The organism is Stackebrandtia sp. (genome assembly GCF_035643755.1).
Classification (GTDB): Bacteria; Actinomycetota; Actinomycetes; order Mycobacteriales; family Micromonosporaceae; genus Stackebrandtia.
Genome location: NZ_DASQPW010000253.1, coordinates 1 through 22,547 on the forward strand (window position 1 = coordinate 1; position 22,547 = coordinate 22,547).

General features: G+C 67.5%; 24 protein-coding genes. 15 read left to right on the plus strand and 9 right to left on the minus strand.

Features of this window, described 5'->3' with window-relative positions:
- The 12 genes from VE172_RS19460 to dapC form a co-directional block, all read left to right on the plus strand.
- The coding region (locus VE172_RS19460) for an ABC transporter ATP-binding protein (RefSeq protein ID WP_324803633.1) at positions 1-867 on the plus strand (867 nt) is incomplete at its 5' end.
- Positions 857-1,954 (plus strand): ABC transporter ATP-binding protein, encoded by a 1,098-nt coding sequence (locus VE172_RS19465; RefSeq protein ID WP_324803634.1) that lies wholly within the window; start codon positions 857-859, stop codon positions 1,952-1,954. The genes VE172_RS19460 and VE172_RS19465, both read left to right, overlap by 11 nt.
- Before the next feature lie 464 nt (positions 1,955-2,418).
- On the plus strand, positions 2,419-3,348 hold the full coding sequence (locus tag VE172_RS19470) for an ABC transporter permease (RefSeq protein ID WP_324803635.1): 930 nt from the start codon (positions 2,419-2,421) through the stop codon (positions 3,346-3,348).
- Between the two features lie 35 nt (positions 3,349-3,383).
- Positions 3,384-4,373, plus strand: coding sequence for an ABC transporter permease (locus tag VE172_RS19475; RefSeq protein WP_324803636.1), 990 nt, complete (start codon positions 3,384-3,386; stop codon positions 4,371-4,373).
- Between the two features lie 17 nt (positions 4,374-4,390).
- Entirely contained in the window at positions 4,391-5,440 is a 1,050-nt protein-coding gene (locus VE172_RS19480) for an ABC transporter ATP-binding protein (protein WP_324803637.1), read from the plus strand.
- The gene (locus tag VE172_RS19485) at positions 5,437-6,465 is read left to right on the plus strand and encodes an ABC transporter ATP-binding protein (protein ID WP_324803638.1); all 1,029 of its coding nucleotides are present in this window, start codon (positions 5,437-5,439) and stop codon (positions 6,463-6,465) included. Before VE172_RS19480 ends, VE172_RS19485 begins: the two co-directional genes overlap by 4 nt.
- Before the next feature lie 142 nt (positions 6,466-6,607).
- Positions 6,608-8,365 carry an ABC transporter substrate-binding protein gene (locus tag VE172_RS19490; RefSeq protein WP_324803639.1) on the plus strand — a complete coding sequence of 586 codons (1,758 nt, stop codon included), beginning with the start codon at positions 6,608-6,610 and terminating at the stop codon, positions 8,363-8,365.
- 93 nt (positions 8,366-8,458) lie between these two features.
- Positions 8,459-9,367 carry an N-acetyl-1-D-myo-inositol-2-amino-2-deoxy-alpha-D-glucopyranoside deacetylase gene (mshB, locus tag VE172_RS19495; protein WP_324803640.1) on the plus strand — a complete coding sequence of 303 codons (909 nt, stop codon included), beginning with the start codon at positions 8,459-8,461 and terminating at the stop codon, positions 9,365-9,367.
- Positions 9,364-9,786 carry a hypothetical protein gene (locus VE172_RS19500; RefSeq protein WP_324803641.1) on the plus strand — a complete coding sequence of 141 codons (423 nt, stop codon included), beginning with the start codon at positions 9,364-9,366 and terminating at the stop codon, positions 9,784-9,786. Before mshB ends, VE172_RS19500 begins: the two co-directional genes overlap by 4 nt.
- Positions 9,787-9,862: 76 nt before the next feature.
- Positions 9,863-10,312 carry a spermidine synthase family protein gene (locus tag VE172_RS19505; protein ID WP_324803642.1) on the plus strand — a complete coding sequence of 150 codons (450 nt, stop codon included), beginning with the start codon at positions 9,863-9,865 and terminating at the stop codon, positions 10,310-10,312.
- 86 nt (positions 10,313-10,398) lie between these two features.
- Positions 10,399-10,725, plus strand: a complete 327-nt coding sequence (fdxA, locus tag VE172_RS19510) for a ferredoxin (protein ID WP_324803643.1) — start codon at positions 10,399-10,401, stop codon at positions 10,723-10,725.
- Positions 10,725-11,813, plus strand: a complete 1,089-nt coding sequence (dapC, locus tag VE172_RS19515; RefSeq protein ID WP_324803644.1) for a succinyldiaminopimelate transaminase — start codon at positions 10,725-10,727, stop codon at positions 11,811-11,813. Before fdxA ends, dapC begins: the two co-directional genes overlap by 1 nt.
- Positions 11,814-11,820: 7 nt before the next feature.
- Here dapC and VE172_RS19520 read toward each other — a convergent pair whose 3' ends face one another.
- The 3 genes from VE172_RS19520 to VE172_RS19530 are packed head-to-tail and all read right to left on the minus strand — an operon-like array spanning position 11,821 to position 13,834.
- A complete protein-coding gene (locus VE172_RS19520; protein WP_324803645.1) occupies positions 11,821-12,285 on the minus strand; it encodes a pyridoxamine 5'-phosphate oxidase family protein in 465 nt (154 codons plus the stop codon).
- A 27-nt stretch (positions 12,286-12,312) separates the two neighbouring features.
- Positions 12,313-12,837, minus strand: a complete 525-nt coding sequence (locus tag VE172_RS19525) for a phosphoribosyltransferase family protein (protein ID WP_324803646.1) — start codon at positions 12,835-12,837, stop codon at positions 12,313-12,315.
- A 22-nt stretch (positions 12,838-12,859) separates the two neighbouring features.
- Positions 12,860-13,834 (minus strand): Lrp/AsnC family transcriptional regulator, encoded by a 975-nt coding sequence (locus VE172_RS19530; protein ID WP_324803647.1) that lies wholly within the window; start codon positions 13,832-13,834, stop codon positions 12,860-12,862.
- 114 nt (positions 13,835-13,948) lie between these two features.
- On the opposite strand from VE172_RS19530, the gene VE172_RS19535 reads away from it, so the two are divergent.
- Positions 13,949-15,310: an MFS transporter gene (locus VE172_RS19535; RefSeq protein ID WP_324803648.1), complete on the plus strand. Its 1,362-nt coding sequence runs from the start codon at positions 13,949-13,951 to the stop codon at positions 15,308-15,310.
- A gap of 75 nt (positions 15,311-15,385) precedes the next feature.
- Positions 15,386-15,529: a hypothetical protein gene (locus VE172_RS19540; RefSeq protein ID WP_324803649.1), complete on the plus strand. Its 144-nt coding sequence runs from the start codon at positions 15,386-15,388 to the stop codon at positions 15,527-15,529.
- Between the two features lie 35 nt (positions 15,530-15,564).
- Here the strand turns inward: VE172_RS19540 and VE172_RS19545 are convergent, their stop codons facing one another.
- The 6 genes from VE172_RS19545 to VE172_RS19570 all read right to left on the minus strand — a co-directional run bounded on the left by VE172_RS19545 (position 15,565) and on the right by VE172_RS19570 (position 22,035).
- Complete coding sequence (locus VE172_RS19545) at positions 15,565-16,587, minus strand: ABC transporter ATP-binding protein (protein ID WP_324803650.1); 1,023 nt, start codon at positions 16,585-16,587, stop codon at positions 15,565-15,567.
- A complete protein-coding gene (locus VE172_RS19550; RefSeq protein ID WP_324803651.1) occupies positions 16,587-17,654 on the minus strand; it encodes an ABC transporter ATP-binding protein in 1,068 nt (355 codons plus the stop codon). The genes VE172_RS19545 and VE172_RS19550 overlap by 1 nt, the downstream gene beginning before the upstream one ends.
- Positions 17,651-18,547 (minus strand): ABC transporter permease, encoded by an 897-nt coding sequence (locus VE172_RS19555; RefSeq protein ID WP_324803652.1) that lies wholly within the window; start codon positions 18,545-18,547, stop codon positions 17,651-17,653. Before VE172_RS19555 ends, VE172_RS19550 begins: the two co-directional genes overlap by 4 nt.
- Positions 18,540-19,568 carry an ABC transporter permease gene (locus VE172_RS19560; RefSeq protein ID WP_349258466.1) on the minus strand — a complete coding sequence of 343 codons (1,029 nt, stop codon included), beginning with the start codon at positions 19,566-19,568 and terminating at the stop codon, positions 18,540-18,542. The genes VE172_RS19555 and VE172_RS19560 overlap by 8 nt, the downstream gene beginning before the upstream one ends.
- Before the next feature lie 68 nt (positions 19,569-19,636).
- The gene (locus tag VE172_RS19565; protein ID WP_324803654.1) at positions 19,637-21,373 is read right to left on the minus strand and encodes an ABC transporter family substrate-binding protein; all 1,737 of its coding nucleotides are present in this window, start codon (positions 21,371-21,373) and stop codon (positions 19,637-19,639) included.
- A 128-nt stretch (positions 21,374-21,501) separates the two neighbouring features.
- The gene (locus VE172_RS19570; protein ID WP_324803655.1) at positions 21,502-22,035 is read right to left on the minus strand and encodes a GNAT family N-acetyltransferase; all 534 of its coding nucleotides are present in this window, start codon (positions 22,033-22,035) and stop codon (positions 21,502-21,504) included.
- 113 nt (positions 22,036-22,148) lie between these two features.
- On the opposite strand from VE172_RS19570, the gene VE172_RS19575 reads away from it, so the two are divergent.
- Positions 22,149-22,547 (plus strand): response regulator (locus tag VE172_RS19575; RefSeq protein WP_324803656.1); only part of this gene is annotated, 399 nt, incomplete at its 3' end.

The following is a 22,547-nucleotide window of genomic DNA, read 5'->3' on the forward strand; positions in this document are numbered from 1 at the left end:
GGCGAATCCGGTTCCGGCAAGAGCGTCACCTCCCAGGCCATCATGGGCATCCTGGACATTCCGCCGGCGCGGGTCGCCGGGGGAGAGGTGCGCTTCAAGGGCGCCAACATCCTGAACCTGAAGTACAACGACTACCGCAAGGTGCGCGCCAACCACATCGCCATGATCTTCCAGGACGCCCTCAGCGCCCTGAATCCGGTGTGGACGGTGGGTTTTCAGCTCGGTGAGGTGTTCCGCAAGCATCGCGGGATGTCGCGGGCGGCGGCCAAGAAGCGCTCGATCGAACTGCTGGACCTGGTGCGGATTCCCGCCGCCAGGCAGCGGGTCGACGAGTACCCGCACCAGTTCTCCGGCGGCATGCGCCAGCGCGTCATGATCGCCATGGCGCTGGCGCTCGACCCCGAGGTGCTGATCGCCGACGAGCCCACCACCGCGCTGGACGTCACCGTGCAGGCGCAGATCATGCGGCTGTTGGCCGACATCCAGGCCGAGCGCGACATGGGCCTGATCCTCATCACCCACGACCTGGGCGTGGTCGCCGACGTCGCCGACGACGTGACGGTGATGTACGCCGGTCGCGCCGTGGAGCAGGCGAACATCAACGACATCTTCGCCCGCCCCGCTCACCCGTACACCAAGGCGCTGCTGCGGTCGATTCCGCGGCTGGACGTCAAGGGCCAGCAGCTCGAGGTGATCTCCGGCCTGCCGCCGGCCCTCACCGATCTGCCGCCCGGCTGCAACTTCGCGCCGCGTTGTCAGTACGCCAAGGAACGCTGCACCGCGGAACGTCCCGAACTGTTGCCGGTGGCGCCCGGCCGGGACGCGGCCTGCCACTACTCGCAGGAGGTCATGAACGATGTCGCTTGATGGCAATGGTGGCAAGGGGCCGGCGCTCGAGGTCACCGATCTGGTGAAGCACTTTCCGATCCGCTCGGGAATCGTGTTCAAGCGGATGGTCGGGACCGTCAAGGCCGTCGACGGGGTGAACCTGTCGGTGAACCGCGGCGAGACCCTCGGCGTGGTGGGCGAGTCCGGCTGCGGAAAGTCGACCCTGGCCCGGATGCTGGTGGGCCTGGAGAAGCCGACGTCCGGCTCGATCCGGGTGCACGGCGAGGACGTCACCCACCTGGGCAAGCGCGGCCTGCATCGGTTGCGCCGCAACGTGCAGATGGTGTTCCAGGACCCGTACACCTCGCTCAACCCGCGCATGACCGTCGGCGACATCGTCGGCGAGCCGTACCTGATCCACCCCGACGTGGTGCCCAAGTCCGGTCGCCGCAAGGCGGTGCAGGAGCTGCTGGACATGGTCGGCATGAACCCCGACCACATCAACCGCTACCCGCACCAGTTCTCCGGCGGGCAGCGCCAGCGCATCGGCATCGCCCGCGCGCTGGCCCTGCGTCCGGAGATCCTGATCTGCGACGAGCCGGTGTCGGCGCTGGACGTGTCGATCCAGGGCCAGGTGATCAACCTGCTGGAGTCGCTGCAGGACGAGCTGGGGCTGTCGTACGTCTTCATCGCCCACGACCTGTCGGTGGTGCGCCACATCGCCGACCGGGTGGCCGTGATGTACCTGGGCAAGGTGGCCGAGCTGGGCACCGAGGACGAGATCTACACCCGCTCCATGCACCCGTACACGCAGGCGCTGCTGTCGGCGGTGCCGGTGCCGGACCCGTCGGTGCGCGGCCAGCGCGACGAGATCGTGCTGGAGGGCGACGTGCCGTCGCCGGCGAACCCGCCGTCGGGCTGCCGGTTCCGCACCCGGTGCTTCCACGCCCGCTCCATCTGGGCGCAGACCGCCACCGACGAACAGCGGGCCGACACGCCGCTGTCGGACCAGGTGCCGGACATCTGCCGCGAGGAGGAGCCGGTGTTGCAGCGCCGCGAGGGTGCCGAGCATCCCAACGCCTGCCATTTCGCCGCTCCTCGCGACGTCCTGCACGCCGACGCCTAAATCGTCATAAAGGTGGCGACCGCCGCCCGCAAGTCCATAATTGCATTCATGTCCTAGATGGACACGTGATCGAGAAGGCCGAGGCACCCCTGGTGACCTCGGCTTCTCGTATCATCCGACACGGCCGGTTGCCGTAACGGCCGGATATCGGGGGGGATAACTGTTTCCGACTTGTTATGCGACCGATGGCGTTTGGTGCTGCCGATCACCATTCCGCGAAGTAGGTTCTTCGCAGACATGCGTGCTGTCTGCGAGATCACGCCGTGATCTTCGATGCGTGCGGCACGGTGATTCTGAGTCGAACTCACCAAGCAGGAAGGGCGGCACCGTCAATGAGTGACCTGTCCGGGGCATCAATAACTGGGGAACCAGCGACGAACCATCCCGGCGTTCAGGCGGCTCTCAGCGCCGAAGTCGCGATGGCGGGCGGCGCGGACCCCGATCCCAACGAGCCCAAGGAGATCGTGGGTCGTTCCCCGGGACAGTTGGCGTTTCGCCGGCTGCGGCGCGACCGCACGGCCGTCGTCTCGGGTTTCATCGTGGCGGCCATCGCGATCATCGCGTTCGGCGCGCCGGTCATCTCGGCGATCTACGGCCAGGACCCCACCACCCCCAACCCCGATCTGCTCGACCTGGACGGCCGCCCGCTCGGCCTGCTCAACGGCGTCAGCGGCAAGCACTGGCTCGGCCTGCAGCCCAGCACCGGGCGCGACGTCTTCATGCAGCTGGTCTACGGCATGCGGACGTCCCTCATCATCGCGCTGATCGGCTCCATCCTGACGATCGCCTTCGGTTCGGTGATCGGAGCGATCGCCGGCTACTTCGGCGGCAAGATCGACGCGGTGATCAACTGGATCACCGACGTGGCGATGGCCTTCCCGTTCCTGATCTTCGCGCTGGCCGTGGTGCCGGTCGTCGGTTCGGCGATCGTGGGTGACGAAGAGGTGCCCGGTCCCTTCGTACGGTCGGCGATGCTGATGGGCATCTTCATCATCCTGGGCTGGATGGGCAGCGCCCGGCTGGTGCGCGGCCAGGTGATCTCCCTGCGCGAGCGGGAGTTCGTCGAGGCCGCCCGCGCTTCCGGGGCCAGCAACTTCCACATCATCTTCAAGCAGGTACTTCCCAACGTGTGGGCGCCGATCCTGGTGACCTTCTCGCTGCTGGTGCCGCAGCTGATCACCACCGAGGCGGCGCTGTCGTTCCTGGGCGTCGGCGTCCCCGAACCCACCCCCGACCTGGGCCGCGTCATCCTCGACGCCGTCAACGTCATGCAGGGCGAGGGAATGTGGTTCTACTTCCTGTGCGCCGGCGGAGTGCTGTTCCTGCTGGTGTTGACGTTCAACCTGTTGGGTGACGCGGTGCGCGACGCCCTCGACCCCAAGTCCACCCGATAGTCACCGCCGACTTTGAGAATGTGAGGTAGAAGCAAATGCTTCGTTTCGTCGTCCGGCGGGTGCTGCTGGCGGTATTGACGCTATTCGCGGTCAGCGTCATCACCTTTACGCTGTTCTTCGCGGTGCCGTCCGACCCGGCGCAGTTGATGTGCTCCAAGGACTGCACCCACGAACAGATCGAACAGACCCGGGACGCCCTGGGTCTGAACGACCCCATCGTCACCCAGTACACCGACTACATGACCGGCATCTTCGTCGGCCGCGACATCGGCAAGGGTGAGGCCAAGGTCCGCTGTGACGCCCCGTGTTTCGGCTATTCGTACCGCGACAACGAGTCGGTGTGGAGCAACATCAAGGACGCCGCGCCGATAACCCTGTCCATCGCGGTGGGCGCCTGGATCATCCAGACCCTGTTGGGCATAACCATCGGCGTGATAGCCGCGCTCCGAAGAGGCAGCGTCATCGACAAGGTCGCGGTCGGGTCCACCCTGATCGGTGCGTCGATGCCGGTCTACTTCTTCTCGGCGATCCTGCTGCTGGTCTTCGTGTACACCACCAACATCATCCCCAGACCGGTCTATACGCCACTGCTCGACAATCCGGCGAAATGGGCTCTGGGCATGCTGTTGCCCTGGTTGTCGTTGGCGTTGATCGGTTACGCCAACGAGGCCCGTATGACCCGCGCGACGATGCTCGAGACCCTGTCGGAGGACTTCGTGCGCACGGCCAAGGCCAAGGGCGTCCCCAAGGGACAGGTGCACCGCCGCCACGCGCTGCGCGCCTCGATCACGCCGGTCATCACAATCTCCGGCATGAACCTCGGGTACCTGATGGGCGGCGCGGTCATCACCGAGACCGTCTTCGGTCTACCCGGGCTCGGCAAGCTGTCGGTGGACGCGGTGTCCACGCTCAACCTTCCCATCGTCATGGCGACGGTGCTGATCGCCGCGCTCGCCATCGTGATCATGACCATGGTGGTCGACTTCCTGTACGCGGTCATCGACCCACGGGTCCGCCTGAGCTAGCGGTAAAGGAGAACGTGATGTCCCAGACGAAGAGCTCGGGTCCGTATCTGAGCATTGAGGACCTCAAGGTCCATTTCAAGACCGAGGACGGCATGGTCAAGGCCGTCGACGGAGTCTCCTTCGAAGTGTCCGAAGGGGAGACGCTCGGCGTGGTCGGCGAGTCCGGCTCCGGCAAGAGCGTCACCGGAATGTCCATTCTGGGCCTGCACGACCCCAAGCGGGCACGGATTTCCGGCAAGATCTACCTCGACGGCACCGAGTTGTTGCACCTCAGCGAGAACAAGCTGCGGGCGCTGCGCGGCCAGGCGATGACGATGATCTTCCAGGACGCCCTGACGGCCCTGCACCCGTACTACACGGTGGGCCGCCAGATCGTCGAGGCGTATCGCTTGCACCACAACGTTTCCAAGGGCACGGCCAAGACCCGCGCCATCGAGATGCTCGACCGCGTCGGGATTCCCGAGCCGGGCAAGCGCTTCGCGCAGTATCCCCACGAGTTCTCCGGCGGCATGCGGCAGCGCGCCATGATCGCCATGTCGCTGGTGAACAACCCGCGGCTGGTGATCGCCGACGAGCCGACCACCGCCCTGGACGTGACGGTGCAGGGCCAGATCCTCGACCTGCTGGCGGATCTGCAGAAGGAGTTCAACTCCGCGATCATCATGGTCACCCACGACCTGGGCGTCATCAGCGACATCGCCGACCGGGTGGTCGTGATGTACGGCGGCCGGGTGGTCGAGGAGGGCACGGCCGTGGACGTGATGTCCACGCCGCAGCACCCCTACACGTGGGGCCTGCTCAACTCGGTGCCCACGTTGCACGGTGACGCCAGCGAGGACCTGCGCCCGATCCCCGGCAACCCGCCGAGCCTGTTGAACGTCCCGTCGGGCTGCGCGTTCCACCCCCGCTGCCAGCACTCGCTGGGCAAGGGCAGCGCCTGCGAGACCGAGATCCCGCAGCTGCTGGGCATCAACGGGGCCCCGAACCATGTGGCCGCGTGCCACCTGCCGGAGAGCACCCGCCGCCGCATCATGGAGACCGACGTCCGGAAGGTGGAAGTAGCGTGACCGATCTTCAAACACCGCAGGCCGACGCGGCGTCGACGGCCACCGCCGGCGCCGAGCCGCTGCTGGAGGCCATCGACCTGGTCAAGCACTTCCCGGTGCGTCGGGGAATGATGGCGTCCAAGCTGATGGTGCGCGCCGTCGACCACATCAACCTCAGCGTGGGGCGCGGCGAGGCGCTCGGCCTGGTCGGCGAGTCCGGCTGCGGCAAGACCACCACCGGACGGATGCTGACGCGCCTGCTGGAACCCACCGGCGGCAAGCTGATGTTCGACGGCCGCGACATCACCCACCTGAAGGGCTCGGGGCTGCGGCGCCTGCGCCAGGACATCCAGATCATCTTCCAGGACCCGTACGCCTCGCTGAACCCGCGGCACACGGTCGGCAAGATCATCGCCACCCCCTTGCGGGTCAACGGCATCAAGCCGCCCGGAGGCGTGCGCGGCCGCGTCCAGGAGCTCATGGAGCTGGTCGGGCTCAACCCGGAGCACTACAACCGCTTCCCGCACGAGTTCTCCGGCGGGCAGCGGCAGCGCATCGGCATCGCCCGGTCGCTGGCGCTGCGGCCCAAGCTGGTGGTCGCGGACGAGCCGGTGTCGGCGCTGGACGTGTCCATCCAGGCGCAGGTGATCAACCTGCTGCGCAATCTGCAGCGCGAGCTCAACCTGTCGTTCGTGTTCATCGCCCACGACCTGTCGGTGGTGCGCCACTTCTGCGACCGGGTCGCCGTGATGTATCTCGGCAAGGTCGTGGAGGTGGGCGACCGCACCCAGATCTACGACACTCCGGCGCACCCGTACACGAAGGCGCTGTTGTCCGCGGTGCCGGATGTGACAATGCTGGGCACCAAGGGCGACAACCGTCTGAAGCTGGTCGGTGACGTACCGACCCCGTTGAATCCTCCGTCGGGCTGTCGCTTCCGGACGCGTTGCTGGAAGGCACAGGAGGTGTGCGCCACGACGGAGCCGCCGTTGGCGCAGGTGGACACGGGGGCGGTGGCCGCCTGCCACTTCCCGGAATCAGCATGAGATCGCAACTCGCCCGTTATCAGATCGTGCTGGTACGCCCGGCCAGGGTCATTACCATAAATTCAAATATTCGGAGTGACCACAGTCACCGTACGTAATGGCGATTGTGGATATTCCGATTGTCCGTATAGGAGTGTTTCTGATGCGAAAGTCCTTGGCGGCTGTCGGCGTCCTCGCCTTGACGGTGGGTGCGCTAGCCGCCTGTACCTCAAACTCCGGGGGTGACTCCGGGAGCGATTATTTCAAGCACCAACACGGTTCGATCGGTAGCGAGGCCCAGTCCAAGGGCCCGGCACCCGAGGTGAAGGGCGCCCAGAACGGCGGCACCCTGACCTACCTGCCCAACACGGTGTTCGACACGCTGGACCCGGCCGACACCTACTACGTCAACACCATGGAGATCAGTCAGCTCTTCGCTCGTAAGCTGACCGGCTACCGCATGATCAAGGACAAGATGGTCCTGGTCGGCGACCTCGCCACCAACGCCGGTGTCGACCCCAACAAGGACGACGCCAACAAGCGTTGCACCACGTGGGAGTACACCCTCAAGGACGGCGTGAAGTGGCAGGACGGCTCGTCGGTGAAGCCCGCGGACGTCGCCTACGGCATCTCGCGCACCTTCGCTCTGACCGACGGCCCGCCGTACTTCCGCCAGTGGCTGAAGGGCGCGGAGAAGTACGCCGGCCCGTGGAAGGACAAGGGCAAGGTCGCCCCGGGTATCACCACCAAGGGCAACAAGATCACCTTCCAGCTGAACGCCGCTCACTGCGACTTCCCGTACATGGCGGCGATGTCCAGCTCCGCGGCGGTGAACAAGGCCCACGACATCGACAAGCCGGTGCAGGGCGGTAGCAAGGAGACGTTCTCCAACGGCCCGTACAAGTTCACCGAGGCGTGGAGCAAGAAGGGCGTCCACCTGGAGAAGAACAGCAACTGGGACGCCAAGACCGACCCGATCCGCCACCAGTACTTCGACAAGTACACCGTCGAGTTCAACAACTCGAACAAGCAGATCACCGAGCGGATGAAGGCCGACCAGGGCGACGACCAGCACGCCTACACCGACTCCATCGACCCGGCTCAGATCGCGGACATCGCGAAGGACAGCTCCCTGATGAAGCGGGTCGGCAACGAGACCCAGGGCTTCGTCTACTGGCTGGCCATCAACAACGAGAAGGTCGACAACGTCGAGATCCGCAAGGCGCTGGAATACGCCATCGACAAGGAAGAGGTCGTCAAGGCCTCCGGCGGCCAGCACATCGCGGTTCCGGCCAGCGGCACCCTGAGCCCGCAGTTGACCTCGTACAAGGACCTCACGGACCTGTACGGCGGCAACAAGGGCGACAAGGCCAAGGCCAAGAAGCTGTTGAAGAAGCACCCGGAGTTCAAGTCGATGAACGTCGCCTACCGGGCCGGCTCGGACAGCGTCAAGAACGGCATGGTCGACATCCAGAACCAGCTCAAGGAGGTTGGCATCAAGGTCAACCTGGACGAGCTGCCTCAGGAGACCGCGCCGAGCACCCTGTCGTCCAAGAAGGGCGCCAAGAAGTACGACGCCTACATGAAGAACTGGGGCGCTGACTGGCCGACCGGTTACACCGTCATGGACCCGATCTACAACGGTGACCTGATCGACGACAAGAACCCCGGCAACGTCAACAACGAGTGGTTCGACCAGAAGGACGTCAACTCGAAGCTGAAGGAGTACGCCTCCCTGCCGCTGTCTGAGCAGGACAAGAAGTACGCCGACCTCGACGAGGAGATCATGAAGGACTACGCACCCATGGTGCCGCTGTACTACAGCAAGTCCTTCGCCTTCCACGGTTCGAAGGTCGGCGGTGTGTTCCAGAACCCGTGGGACAACACCTCCACCATCACCGACGCTTACTGCATGAAGTAGGCCAAGGCGTTACTTTCGCACCATCCTCGGGTTCCCCCGTGGCCTAGGCCACGGGGGAGCTTTTTCGTCCCATCCCGTGGATACGGTTGAGCCGTGACTCCACGCGAACCCAAGAGAATTGTCTTCGTCCACGCCCATCCCGACGACGAGGTGACCGGCACCGGCGCCACCATGGCCGCCTACGCCGCCGACCCCGACACCCACGTCACCCTCGTGACGTGCACGCTCGGCGAGGAGGGCGAGATCCACGTCCCCGAATTGGCCAAGCTCGGCGTCGACGGCGCCGACCAGCTGGGAGGCTGGCGGCTGCACGAATGGCACCAGTCCAACGACGCGTTGGGAGTGGCCGACCGCCGGATGCTCGGCGGCCCCGGCACCTACCGCGACAGCGGCATGATGGGCACCGAGGCCAACAAGCACCCGCGGGCGTTTTGGGGGGCCGACCTCACCGCCGCCGCCGCCCACCTGGTGAAGGTGCTGCGCGAGGTGCGTCCCCAGGTGCTGGTCACCTACGACCCCAACGGTTTCTATGGCCACCCCGACCACATTCAGGCGCACCGGGTCAGCGTCGAGGCGCTGAAGCTGGTGGGCGACGCCGGCTTCCGCCCCGAACTGGGCGAGCCCCACTCGATCGACAAGTTCTACTGGACCACCATCCCCAAGAGCGCGCTGGCGCAGGGCTTCGAGGCGCTGCGCGGCTCCGAGAACAACCCGTTCTCCGGCATCGAGTCGATCGACGACCTGCCGTTCGGCACCGAGGACTCCGAGGTCACCACCCGGGTCCAGGCGGTCGGCTACGGCGAGCACAAGCTGGCCGCGCTGCGCGCCCACGCCACCCAGGTGCCCCCGGACAACTGGATCGCCATCATGGCCACCAAGCTCGGAACCGACGCCGTGACCACCGACCACTACACCCTGGCCGAGGGCAAGCGCGGCCCCGGCTCCGGTCCCCACAACTGGGAAGAGGACCTGTTTTCGGGGATCGATAAGATCTCCGAGTGACACAGGACTCCAAGCCCCGCCGATCGCTGTCCATTGGGGAATACTTGATCCGGATCGGCGGGGCCGTCGTCGTGACGTACGCCGCCTTCGGGCTGGCCGTCGTCGAGTCCTTCACGGTCCCGTTTCGGATCGGCGGGGTCCTGGTTCCGGTGGCCGCCGCCGGCGCCATCGCGGGCAACATCGTGCTGCCCCGCCTGATGCTCTACCTGGCCCGGCACCGCGGCCTGGCCCTGCTTCCGGGGCTGGTGTGGTTCGTGGTCGTGCTGATCGCCGCCAGCCCCACCGGGGAGTCGGACCTGATCATCACCAGCGGCTGGCCCGGGATGGCGCTGCTGCTGTCGGGGGCCGCCACCATCGCCTGCGTGGGCTACCTGATCGTCACGCGCACCTGGGGGCCGGGCGAAGCGTCCGAATCGTGACCCCGCAAGGCTTGCGGCACGCGGTGACATCCGGTAATCAATAGCTCTGAGACGTAATCGACAGACAGGAGCGTCGATGAAACGCGCGATACCCGTGGCGGCCGTGGCCGCCGTGTTGTTCGTCGTCAACATCGCCGGACGATACTTGAGCCCGACCGGAAACGATGCCACGACCTACAACATGCAGACCATGGTCGGCGTCGTGGCGGCCACGGTGATGGGCCTGTTCGCCCTCGGCGTCGGCCTGTACTGGAGCATGAGGGTGCCGCTGCAGCGCGTGGTCTCCGAGCTGGGGCTGGGCCTGTTGATCGGCGCGGCGCTGGCGGTGTTCGTGGCGCCGTTGACCCTGGCGATGAACCCCTTCAGCGCCGACTTCGGTCTGCTGCTGGCCGAGCTGATCATCTTCTTCGGCATCGAGGTGCTCGGCGCCTTCGTGGGCTTCATGATCGCGGCGACCTTCGGCATCGACTACCGCAGCAAGAACCTGAAACGTGTCGAACGCTACTACGGACGCAAGTCGCACTGAGCCGCTCCCGGTGGCGGGGCGGCGCGCGCACGGATTAGTCTGGTTTCTCGACTGAGACCTTGGCATTTCTTGAAAGGGACGACTCCGTGACCTACATCATCGCCGAGCCGTGCGTGGATCTGCTCGACAAGGCTTGCATTGAGGAATGCCCTGTCGACTGCATCTACGAAGGCAACCGGATGTTGTACATCCACCCCGACGAATGCGTCGACTGTGGAGCGTGCGAGCCGGTGTGCCCGGTGGAGGCGATCTTCTACGAGGACGACGTCCCCGAGGAGTGGAACGACTACACCGCCGCCAACTACGAGTTCTTCGAGGAGCTCGGTTCGCCCGGCGGCGCCTCCAAGGTAGGCAAGATCGACAAGGACGCGGCGTTCGTGGTCTCCCGTCCCACCAAACCCGCCGACGAGTAATGAAGTCCCTGCCGCCGTTTCCCTGGGATCGTCTGGCGCCCCTGGCCGACAAGGCCAGGACCCACCCCGGCGGCGCGGTCAACCTGTCGATGGGCACGCCCGTCGACCCGGTTCCCGCGGTGGTGCAGGACGCGCTGAAGGCGGCGTCGGACCGTCCGGGTTACCCCCAGACCATCGGCACCGTCGCCCTGCGCCAGGCCATGGACGCCTGGGTGCGCCGCGAGTGCGGCGCGACGGGGGAGTTCGGGGTGCTGCCCACCATCGGCAGCAAGGAGATGGTGGCGGGGTTGCCGGCGGCCCTGGGCATCGGCGGCACGGCAACGGTGGCGATCCCGAGGCTGGCCTACCCCACCTACGAGATCGGCGCCCACCTGGCGGGGGCGCGCTGTGTGCGGGTCGACGACCCGTCGTTCGGCACCGACTCCCGGCTGCGGCTGATCTGGGTGAACTACCCGTCCAACCCGACCGGCGAGGTGCTGCCCGCCAAGCAGCTGCGCAAGGTGGTCAACTGGGCCCGCACCCGCGGCATCGTGGTGGCCTCGGACGAGTGTTACCTGACCCTGGGCTGGGAGCGCCATCAGGTCTCCATTCTGGACCCCGAGGTGTGCGGCGGCGACACCACCGGCATCCTGGCGGTGCACTCGCTGTCCAAGCGCTCCAACCTGGCCGGCTACCGCGCCGGGTTCATCGCCGGAGACCCCGAGCTGATCGCGGGCCTCACCGAGCTGCGCAAGCACGCCGGCCAGATCCTGCCCGCCCCGGTACAGGACGCCATGACCGCGGCGCTGTCCGATGAGGACCACGCCGCCGAACAGCGCGAGCGCTACCGCCGCCGCCGCGACCTGCTGCGCCCCGCCTTCGAGAAGGCGGGCTTCCGCATCGAGCACTCGGCGGCCGGCCTCTACCTGTGGGCCACCCGCGACGAGGACTGCTGGGACACGGTCGCCGAGCTGGCCCGCCTCGGCATCGTGGTCGCCCCCGGCGAGTTCTACGGCCCCGCCGGCGCGCACCACGTCCGCATCGCCCTGACGGCCGGCGACGAACGCGTCGCCGCCGCCTGCGACCGTCTCACCGAGCTCGCCGCCTGAGGCGTTGTCAGCCCGTCTCGTCGGGCGAGACGGGAAGCCGGGCGTCGATGACGTTGTCGAAGCGCGCGTCCCCGCCCCGGATCAGGACATAGTGCCGCCGCACGTCGGCGCGATACACCCGCAACAACCCGGTGGGCTCGAGGTCGTCGCTCGTGAGCCCCTTGCCCTCGGGCAGGCGGGCGTTGAGGACGTCCAGGGCGTCGACGTCGTCGGCGGGCCCCGCGGTCGCCTCGAGATAGATCGCCTCGGCCCCGCCGACGGGAACCGTGGAGTCGAAGACGGTGATGCCGACCTCGCTGCGCTCGGCGATGTTGCGCGAGTGGCGGGCATCGGGCGACGACACCCACATCAGCCGACGCGGATCGCGGGCCGCGAAGTACACGGGCGTGGCCCACGGCGTGCCGTCGCGATCGGCGGTGGCCAGCACCATGTAACGAATCTCGGCCAGCAGCCGGGGCACGGTTTCCCACATGAACCCCACGATATCGGCGGCGTCGCCTCAGCGCATCAGACCCGCGGGCGTGGCCAGCCCGTGAACACCAATACCCTTGCCGCGCAGGGACTCCCGCACCCCGTCGTCCAAGCTGTCGACCAGAAACGCGATCGCGACCAGCCTGGCCCCGGTCGCCTCCACGATCGCGGCGACCCCCTTCGCCGTCGACCCCGACTCCGACCAGTCGTCCACCACCAACACTCGCGCCCCGTCGCCCAGCGCCGCCCGATGCGCCACCAAATCGCCGCCGGGCGTCTCCACCGCGACGGCCTCGTGCGGACCCTGAAAGAAGAACGCCCGATCCCGACACACGGGCGCGAACGGCACCCCCAGAACCCGCGCCACCAACGGCCCGAACAGGACACCCCCCGGATCGGGCCCCAGCACCACATCCACCGCCCCCGCAAAGGGAGTGGCCAACCCATGCGCCACCACATCGGTGGCCCGCGGGTCGCGCAGCAACGGCCACAGATCGGTCCCGCCCGCCTTCCAGGTGAGCAGCGAGCTGAGGGTCTCGGTCGCGTCGTCCATGCGCGCGAATGCTACCCGCGGTTCACGACGCCAGCGGAGCGATGCCCTTGACGGTGTGCAGCACGGGGGCGGTCTCGATGCGGTCGATGGCGGGAATCGAGCCCAGCTTCGTGGTGAGGTAGCGGTGCAGGTCGGCGGGGTCCGAGCACAGCGCCTGCGCGACCAGGTTGGTGGGCCCCGTGGTCGCGGCCACCACCGCGAGCTCCTCGTGCCCGGCCAGGCCGGTGGCGACCCGATCCAGCGCGGCGGGCGGGATCGACATCCACAACAGCGCCTGGGTGTCGATGCCGAAGTGGGCGGGGGAGATCTCGACGTCGAAGAACACGGCGCCGCTGGCGCGCAACTCGTGAACCCGCCGCCCCACGGTGGCGGGGGACCAGCCCGTGGCGGAGGCCAGCTCCGCGTGGCTGGCCCGCCCGTCGCGCCCCAACACCTCCAGCAACGCGCGGTCGGCCGCCGACAACGGCCGCGCGTCCAGCCCTTCGGGGACGCCGTCCCGCAGGCGCCGCTGCTGCGATTCGTCCAGTGTGGTGGTGGTGCCGCGCCACGACGTCGGGCCGCCCAGGTAGGTGTGCAGCATGAGGTGCGCCGACACCGCCGTGATGCTGGCGCGACGCGGAATGTCGTGCAGCAGCAGCGATGTCGAACGCGGGTCGCCCTCTTGGGCGCGAACGATGGCGAAGATCTCGGTGCCTCCCGAGGTGAGCTTGACCCACGCGGTGTCCGACCGCCGCGCCAACGACCGCGCCAGCGTGACCGCCGCGGCGGGCGAGGTCGTGAGCCGAACCATCCACTGTGCCCCGCCCGAGAGCTCGGGGTCGGGCAACCCGAGGACCCGCAGCCCCGCCGCGGCGTGCAGCCGCCGATACCGCCGCGTCACTGTCTGCGTCGACACCCCGAGGACCTCGCCGATGCGGCTGAACGACGCCCGCCCGTCCAATGACAGGGCATGCACCAATCCGCGGTCAACGGCGTCCAGGGCGAGAAGAACACTCACATTTCCACCGTAGCTGGAAAGAAGCAGCAAGATATGCCACCTGGCTGGCAGGAACCACCCGCCTCGACGCAGTCTTTGTCGCGCCATGACACCGCCGACGAAAGGCAGACTTCGATGCGAAGCCCCACCCGCCGCCGACTCGGTCTCGGTGCGCTGCTGATCGCCGAGGCCATGGAGTTGTTGGACGCCACCATCACCCAGGTCGCCGCGCCCGTGATCCGCGCCGACCTGGGCGGCCCCGCCTCCGACATCCCCTGGTTCTCCACGGCCTTCACGCTCCCGTTCACGGTGCTGCTCATCACGGGCGGGCGCCTCGGCGATCGTCTGGGCCGCAAGCGAATGTTCGTCGTCGGGGTCGCGGGATTCGCCACCGCCTCGCTGTGCTGCGCCCTGGTCGCCACCGCGCCGCAGCTCATCGCCCTGCGCGCCGTCCAGGGAGCCTTCGCGGCCCTGGTGATCCCGCAGACCATCGGCCTGATCAAGTCCATGTTCGACGGACGCGAGCTCGCCAGGGCGCTCGGCAGCATCGGTCCCGTCATGGGCGCCTCGGCGATCTGCGGCCCCCTGCTGGGCGCGCTTCTCACCCGCGCCGACCTGCTGGGTACCTCGTGGCGGACGGTGTTCCTGGTCAACCTGCCGCTGGTGGCCTTGGTGCTGATGGGATCGCGGCTCCTGCCCGCCAACGCCGCCGACGACCCGCCCCGCCTCGACCTTGTCGGCACCGTGCTGGTCGCCGCGGGCCTCACGACGGTCGTCTACCCCCTCATCGAGAGCGACCGCCTCAACTGGCCACTGTGGTCATGGGCGACCATGGCCGCGGGACTCGCCGCACTGACGCTCTTCGGCCTCCACCAACGCTTCCGCAACCGCCGCGGCGCCAGCCGCCTGATCGAGGGCAGCCTGTTCGGCGACCGCGGCTTCCCCGCCGCCCTGGTGGCGTCCACGCTGTTCTTCGCCGCCGTCAACGGGCTCATGCTCGTGGTGGTCCTACACATTCAGCTGAGCCTCCGCCTGGATGTCCTCACCGCGGGCCTCACCCTGCTGCCATGGTCCGCCTTTATGGCGCTGGCCTCCTGGCTCGCGGGAACCCGACTGTCCCGTTTCGACGGCACCCGCGTGATGCGCGGCGGACTGGCCCTGATGCTGGGCGGCCTGCTGACCGCCCTCGCCGTCTACACCCACACGCCGCCCCACGCCTACCCCTGGCCGCTGCTGCCCGCCCTCGCCCTCGTCGGCCTCGGCAACGGCGTCTTCACCGTCCCGTTCTTCACCACCGCCCTGTCCCGCGTCCGCCCCCACGAGACGGGATCGGCGGCGGGCCTGCTCAACGCCGTACAGCAGTGCGGCGGCACCCTGGGCATCGCGGTGCTGGGGTCGGTCTTCCTACGCGGCGCGTCTCCCGTGACGGCCTGCTGGATCGGCGTGGCGCTGTTGGCGGCGACGGGCGTGGCGGCCGCCGCGATCGACGCTCGGTAGTTGCGGGCCGTTTGTATGGTGCCACGAGAAATCGTCATTACTGAATGTGGCGATGTATCGAATAGGAGATCGGTAATGTTCTCGAAGCGTTTCAAGCAGCTGTCCGTGGCGATCATGGCGGGCCTGGTGCTGTCGTTCGTCGGAGCGACCGCCGCCTCCGCGTCCACGGTCTCTCCGGACAGCCAGTGCCGTCCCGACTGCTGGCACTGCTGCGACTGAACGGTCGAGGTCGGCCCCGTCTGCAGGGGCCGGCCTCACAGCAATGCGGTGGGCCGCGCGTAGTGGCACGCCGCCTCGGTCGGTCCATCGTGGTCGGAGCGCAGCAGCGGCTGCTCGGACACGCACCTGGCCCTCTCGTCGTCCGACAGCCGGGAGGCGAACTTCGGGCAGCGGGTCCTGAAGCGGCAGCCCGAGGGCGGGTGGGAGGGGCTGGGGACGTCGCCGGGGAGGAGGATGCGGGTTCGGGTGCGTTCGCGGCGGGGGTCGGGCAGCGGGATGGCCGAGATCAGGGCCTGGGTGTAGGGATGGGCCGCCGCGGCGAAGATGTCGGCGACCGTGCCGATCTCGACGATGCGGCCCAGATACATGACGGCGACGCGGTCGGCGATGTGGCGCACCACCGACAGGTCGTGGGAGACGAACAGGTAGGTGAGGCCGAGGGAGTCCTGGAGGTCCTCCAGGAGGTTGATGACGCCCGCCTGGATGGACACGTCGAGGGCGGAGACGGGTTCGTCGAGGATCAACACCTTGGGGTCGAGGGCCAGGGCGCGGGCCACGCCGATGCGTTGGCGCTGGCCGCCCGAGAACTCGTGGGGGTAGCGGTTGTGGTGCTCGGGGTTGAGGCCGACCGTACGCATCAGGTGGCGGACGCGGTCGTGGCCGCCCGAGGCGTAGCGGCCGTGGACGCGCAGGGGTTCGGCGATGATCTGGGCGACCGTCATGCGGGGGTCGAGGGAGGCGAAGGGGTCCTGGAACACGATCTGCATCTCGGCGCGCAGCGGACGCATGGCGCGGCGGGACAGGCCCGTGATCTCGTGGGGTCCGTAGTGGACCTCGCCCGAGGTGGGCGGGATCAGGCCGAGGAGCAGGCGGGCGGTGGTCGACTTGCCGCAGCCCGATTCGCCGACCAGGGCGAGGGTCTCGCCCGCGCCGACGTCGAAGGACACGTCGCACACGGCGTGGACCTCGCCGATGCGGCGGCGCAGCATTCCCTTGGAGCGCACGGGGAAGTGCTTGACGAGATTGCGGGCGGTCAGGACCGTGGGGTCGGGGCTCATCACGCCTCCCGTTCGTGTGGGCCGTCGGGGGCGAACACCTCGTCGGCGTGGGCGTCGACCAGGCGGTCGTGGTAGTGGCAGGCGGCCAGGTGGTCGGGGCCCGCCACGGCGACGAGCTGGGGTTCGTCGTGGTGGCACAGCTCGGCCGCCAGCGGGCAGCGGGGCGCGAACGGGCAGCCGCTCGGCAGGTCGATCATGGACGGTGGGGAGCCGCTGATCGGGGTGAGACGGTGCGCCCGATCGGTGTCCATGCGCGGCAGGGAACCCAACAGCCCCAGGGTGTACGGCATCCGCGGCGTGTAGAACACGTCGTCGGCGCTCGCCGTCTCCACGGGCTTGCCCGCGTACATCACCAGCACCCGATCGGCGTGCCCCGCGATGACGCCGAGGTCGTGGGTGATGAGGACCATCGCCGCCCCCGTCTCGGCGCGGGCGGTCTCCAGTGCCTCCAGGACCTGCGCCTGCACCGTCACGTCCAGCGCCGTGGTCGGCTCGTCGGCGATGATGACGTCGGGCCGGTTGGCCATGGCGATGGCGATGACGACCCGCTGCCGCATGCCGCCCGACAGCTCGTGCGGAAACGCGTCGACGCGTTGGCGGGGATTCGGAATCCCCACCACGTCCAGCAGCTCGACCGCGCGCTCGCGGGCAGCCGCCTTGCCGATGTCATTGTGGACGACGATGGCCTCGGCGAGCTGGTATCCCACCGTGTACACGGGATTGAGCGATGTCAGCGGGTCCTGGAAGATCATGGCGATCTGGTTGCCGCGCACCCGCGAGATCTCGGTGTCGCCCAGGCCCAGCAGCTGGCGGCCGTTCAGTTTCGCCGAGCCCGTGACGTTCGCGGTGCGCGGCAACAGCCCCATGATCGCCAGCGAGGTCACCGACTTTCCCGAACCCGACTCGCCCACGATGCCGAGGGTCTCTGAGCGCCGCAGCCCGTAGCTCACCCCGCGCACGGCGCGGACCTTGCCGTCCACCGTGGAGAAGTCCACATTGAGGTCGTCGACCTGCAGGACGTGCTCGGGCGCGGTCTCGGGGGTGCCGAACGCGAACTCCTTCGTCATAACCGCACCGTCTGTCGGGGATCGAGGGCGTCGCGCAGGCCGTCGCCGATGAAGTTGACGGTCAGGCAGATGCCGATGATGAACAGGCCCGGGAAGTAGAACAGCCACGGGTGGGTGAACGCCGCCCCCGTGGCGCTGTTGATCAGCAGGCCCAGGGAGGTGTCGGGCGACTGGATGCCCAGTCCCACAAAGGAAAGGCCCGCCTCGGCCAGGATCGCCGTCGCCATCTCCAGCGTGGCCGCCACCAGGATCACGCCCGTGGTGTTGGGCACCAGGTGCCTCAGGATGATGCGGACGTCGGACGAGCCCACGGCGCGCGCCGCCTCGATGAACTCCTGTTCCCGCACCGACAACACCTGCCCGCGCACCAGCCGCGCCGTGCCGATCCAGCCCAGCAGACCCAGGATGAGCGCGATCTGAAACCACCCGACGCCCCCCGAGACACCGCCCGCGATCGCCGCGGCCACCGCCAGGAACGGGATCACGAACAGGACGTCCACGAGGCGCATCATGATCGCGTCGATCCAGCCGCGGTAGAAGCCCGCCACCGCGCCCCAGATCGATCCGATGCCCGTCGCCAGGATCGCCACGGTGAAGGCGACCTTCAGCGACTGTTGGGCGCCGCGCATCACCTGCCCCAGCACGTCGTGGCCCGCGCGGTCCGTCCCAAAGGGATGGGCGAGGCTGGGCGGCTCCATGCTGGGTATCTCGCGATACAGGTGATAGTCGTACTTCCACACGAGCGGGCCGACGAACGCGAACGCCACGATGAGCAGGAACACCACCAGCGAGCCCATGGCGAGCTTGTGTTGCGCGAAGCGCCGCAGCACCAGCGACGCCTGGCCGCGCTCGCGCACCCCGGTCGGGGCGACCAGGGCGAGATCGTCACTCATAGCGAATCCTCGGGTCGAGCCAGCCGTACAGCAGATCGGAGACCAGGTTCGCCGCGATCACCAGCATCCCCGACACCAGCAGGAACGCCATCACCGCGAACGAATCTCCCTTTTGGATTGATTCGAGGACATACAGGCCCATGCCCTCCCAGTTGAAGATCCGCTCCACGATGATCGCGCCCGACAGGGCCGCGGCGATGCTCAGCGGCGCGAACGTCGCGATCGGCGTCAGGGACGTGCGCAGCGCGTGGCGCCGCATCACCGTGCGGTTGCGCACCCCCTTGGCGCGCGCCAGCCGGACGTAGTCGGAGTCCAGCACCTCCAACATGGCCGCGCGCTGATACCGGCTGGCGGCGGCGTAGCCGTGCAGCATCAGCGCCAGGGTGGGCAAGATCAGGTGCCCGACGATGTCGCCGGCCTTGCCCATCGCGGAGTAGTCGCTGGTATCCGGCGACGTGGCGCCGATCGTGTAGAAGATCGTGGTCCCCGCCTGTTGGTTGGCCCAGATCCCGGTTTCCTTGATGAGCGCGGCGATCCAGAACGTCGGCATGGCCAGCGCCAGGAAGCCGACGAAGGTCAGGGCGTAGTCGACGCGGCGGTACTGCTTGACCGCCGATATGACGCCGGTGACGATGGCGATGACGATGGCGGCCAGCGTGGCGATCAGCACCAGCCGAAACGTGATCATGAACCGGTCGGAGATCTCCGCCCCGATCGGATTGTTGTCGCCCAGAATGGACGGACCGAACTTGCCCCGCAACAACCCGATGTCTCCGCGTCCGCCGATGCCCGTGAGCCACAACCAATAGCGCTCGGGCACGGATCTGTCCAGGTACAGGTGCGCGGCGAATTCGTGGACCGCTCCCTTGGGGATCTCACCGTTGGTGGACTGCGACGCCAGCTGGAGCTTGTAGTCGGCGACCGGGTCGCTGGACAGGTCCACGAGAAGAAACGAGAACATGGATGCCGCGATCAACACGGGAATGGCGATCAGCAGGCGTCGAATGGCGTAAATGAACAATGCGCGTCGCTCTCTTCGGATGTCACGGCGGCGCCGCGTGAACCTCGCGGCGCCGCCGTGACATCAACTCACTTCTTTATGCCCCATTCCTCCATGTTGTACAAGGCGCGGATTTGGGACGCCCAGTTGTCGCGGACGTTGACCACCTTCTTGGACGTCACGATCAACACGGGCGTGGTGACCACGGGCAGGATGTACGCGTCCTTGGCGACCAGGGACCCCGCGTCGTTGGCGAAGCCGGCGGCTTCCTTCAGGTCGACGGTGCTGTGCACCTTGGCGATCGCCGTGTCGACCTTCTTGTCGGAGTTGCGGCCGAAGTTGCTGGGCGACTTGGAGTCCCAGAACTGTTGCGGCGCGGTGGTGAACGCCGGGTCCGTGCTCCAGCCGAACTCGACGATGTCGAAGTCGCTCTTGTCCAGGACGGTGCCCAGCTGGCTCGCGGCGATCGTCTTGATGTTGGCCTTGATGCCGATCTTGCCGAGGTAGCCCTGCACCAGCTCCGATGTGGTCTTGCGCATGGCGTGGCCCTCGAGGTAGCGATAGGTGAACGGGCCCACCTGTTTGCCGTCCTTGGTGAGCTTTCCGCCGCTGAGCTTGTAACCGGCCGCCGACAGCATCTTCTTGGCCTTGGCGATGTCGCCGGTGCCCATCGAGCTGCCCGCGAAGGTGTCCTTGAAGTACGGACTCTTCTGGTTGAACAGGTAGTTGTCGCGGCGTTTCACCTTGGTGAGCTGGCCGTAGGTGCGCTTGTTGACGTCGTCGACGTCGATGGCGGTGAGCATCGCCTCGCGCAGCTTGACGTCCTTGAGCCACTTGTTGGTGACGTTGAGGTCGAAGTGTTCCCAACCGGGTCCCGGGGCCAGGTTGCTGCGAATGCCGGTGTCGCCGGTGGCCTGTTCGGACACGTCGGGGTCCAGCGATTCCGGTGCCGCGCCGTCGAGCTCCCCGTTGTCCAGCGCCTTGAGCATGTCCTGCTGACTGGACACGACCAACAGGTTGAGTTTGTCCAAAGTGGGCTTGATCTTGCCGTACCACCGTGGGTTCGGAACCAGGGTCTCCTTCTGGCCGATCTTGGCGCTCTTGATCATGTACGGCCCGCCGGAGTAGTCCGGTTGGTTGTCGGAGAACCACTTCGACGACTCGGCCATCGCCTTGGGGTCGGTCTTCCAGCCCTTGCCGTGCTTGTCGGCGATGTGCGCGGGATAGGTGATCGTGTTCTTTGTCAGCCAGTCGGGATCGTAACTGCCCTTCTTCAGGGTCACCACGATCGCGCCGGAGGAGTCCTTGGTGATCGACTTGACCTCGTCGCCGTACGAGGTGGCGGCGGGGTCGCAGTCGCCGCACTTGGACTTGTCGCTGGTGAGGGAGTACCAGTGCCAGATGAAGTCGTCGACGCCGATCGGCGTGCCGTCGCTCCACTTCGCGTCGTCGCGGAGTTCGTACTTCCACGCCTGCGGGTTCTTGCTGACCAGCTTGGGCTTGGCCTTCAGCGTGTCGCGGCTCCACCACCACTTGCCGTCGGGGTTGAAGTGGCCAATCTGCGGCAGGATCCCCTGCACGGCCTCGGCGAGATACACCGAGTTTCCCTTGGCGCGGTTCTTGTTCCAGCTGTCCCACCCGGCGCTGATCGCCCAGGTGAGTTCCCCACCGTCCTTGCGGTCCCCCGAGTTGCATGTGGTGGGGTGCTTGCCGCACGCCTCAAAACCGGAGCCGGTGGACTTGGCGCCGCCGGAACAGGCGGTGATCGCCAGCGCCACGGTCACGCCTAGGGCCAGAGTTCCGAAAACGATTCCTTTGCGTCTCATATGGACTTCTCCATCTCTCCGGGGCGGGAAGAGTTTGATCATCGCCGATGGAAGCATCGTGGCACAAAACGCTTGACGCCGTGAGCCTCGAGGATGTCAATGACGCGGTTCGTTATGCTGTTGTGATGTCACGCAGAGTCAGCGGCTGACGGGGCGATGCCCAGCTCGAGGACGGTCTCGAGGCCGTCCTCGTCGTCCCACTGTTCGCCCACGGCAACGAAGCCGTACTGATCGATCAGCCGCCGGGAGGCCACATTGTCCGGACGCACCGTTGCCCGCACGACGCGCACCGCGCTCTCCGCCTCGGCCCGCTCCAGCAGCGCCTCCAGGGCCGCGCGGGCGTAACCCCGCCGCCGCTGCCGCGGATCCACGGCGTAGCCCAGCTCGACCATGCCCCGCTCGTCGGGCGCGGAGTGGTAGCCCGCCCGGCCCACCACGATCCCGCGGGTGAAGTCCACAATGGCGCGCGTCACCCGCGCCGCCTCGTTCGGGTCGGCGGCGATCTGCGCGCTGCGCATCCGCCACGTCGACCGGCACTCGTCCGAGATGAAGTATTCGGGCAGCCGCATCCCGGCCGCGCGGGTCGCCGCGGCGAGGTCCCCGGCGGCCAGGGCGTGGATCGCCGCGTCGGGCAGCTGGATCAGGCGCACATCGTTGGTCACGTCGACATCCTCGGCCAGGGATAGCGCGGAGTCCAGCGATTTCGCGCGCCCCTCACAGCCGATTCATAGCTTTCGCACAGACTCGGCCCACCGCGCGCACATAATGTCGGCGTATGACTACCGAGACGGCCCAGTATCGGCGCCCGGACGGCGAGCCGATCCGGGTGCTCGTGGTGGACGACGAGGTGCCGCTGACCGAGCTGCTGTGCATGGCGATGCGCTATGAGGGCTGGGAGGCGCGGGGGGCGCACGACGGGGCGAGCGCGCTGCGCGCCACGCGCGACTTCGGCCCCGACGCGGTGGTCCTCGACATCATGCTGCCCGATATGGACGGTTGGACGGTGCTGGGCAGGCTGCGGCACGACGCCCCGCAGCTGCCCGTGCTGTTCCTCACCGCCAAGGACGCCGTGGAGGATCGGGTGCGCGGCCTGACGATCGGCGCCGACGACTACGTCACGAAGCCGTTCAGCCTGGAGGAGGTGCTGGCGCGGCTGCGCAATCTGCTGCGGCGG

What these genes read in the sequence shown, in the direction of transcription:
- VE172_RS19465 (WP_324803634.1), top strand. Translation starts at nt 857, where the DNA reads ATGTCGCTTGATGGCAATGGTGGCAAGGGGCCGGCGCTCGAGGTCACC.
- VE172_RS19520 (WP_324803645.1), bottom strand. Translation starts at nt 12,285, where the DNA reads ATGTGGGAAACCGTGCCCCGGCTGCTGGCCGAGATTCGTTACATGGTG.
- VE172_RS19540 (WP_324803649.1), top strand. Translation starts at nt 15,386, where the DNA reads ATGTTCTCGAAGCGTTTCAAGCAGCTGTCCGTGGCGATCATGGCGGGC.
- VE172_RS19535 (WP_324803648.1), top strand. Translation starts at nt 13,949, where the DNA reads ATGCGAAGCCCCACCCGCCGCCGACTCGGTCTCGGTGCGCTGCTGATC.
- VE172_RS19550 (WP_324803651.1), bottom strand. Translation starts at nt 17,654, where the DNA reads ATGACGAAGGAGTTCGCGTTCGGCACCCCCGAGACCGCGCCCGAGCAC.
- VE172_RS19475 (WP_324803636.1), top strand. Translation starts at nt 3,384, where the DNA reads ATGCTTCGTTTCGTCGTCCGGCGGGTGCTGCTGGCGGTATTGACGCTA.
- dapC (WP_324803644.1), top strand. Translation starts at nt 10,725, where the DNA reads ATGAAGTCCCTGCCGCCGTTTCCCTGGGATCGTCTGGCGCCCCTGGCC.
- VE172_RS19525 (WP_324803646.1), bottom strand. Translation starts at nt 12,837, where the DNA reads ATGGACGACGCGACCGAGACCCTCAGCTCGCTGCTCACCTGGAAGGCG.
- VE172_RS19505 (WP_324803642.1), top strand. Translation starts at nt 9,863, where the DNA reads ATGAAACGCGCGATACCCGTGGCGGCCGTGGCCGCCGTGTTGTTCGTC.
- VE172_RS19480 (WP_324803637.1), top strand. Translation starts at nt 4,391, where the DNA reads ATGTCCCAGACGAAGAGCTCGGGTCCGTATCTGAGCATTGAGGACCTC.
- VE172_RS19490 (WP_324803639.1), top strand. Translation starts at nt 6,608, where the DNA reads ATGCGAAAGTCCTTGGCGGCTGTCGGCGTCCTCGCCTTGACGGTGGGT.
- VE172_RS19555 (WP_324803652.1), bottom strand. Translation starts at nt 18,547, where the DNA reads ATGAGTGACGATCTCGCCCTGGTCGCCCCGACCGGGGTGCGCGAGCGC.
- VE172_RS19565 (WP_324803654.1), bottom strand. Translation starts at nt 21,373, where the DNA reads ATGAGACGCAAAGGAATCGTTTTCGGAACTCTGGCCCTAGGCGTGACC.
- VE172_RS19545 (WP_324803650.1), bottom strand. Translation starts at nt 16,587, where the DNA reads ATGAGCCCCGACCCCACGGTCCTGACCGCCCGCAATCTCGTCAAGCAC.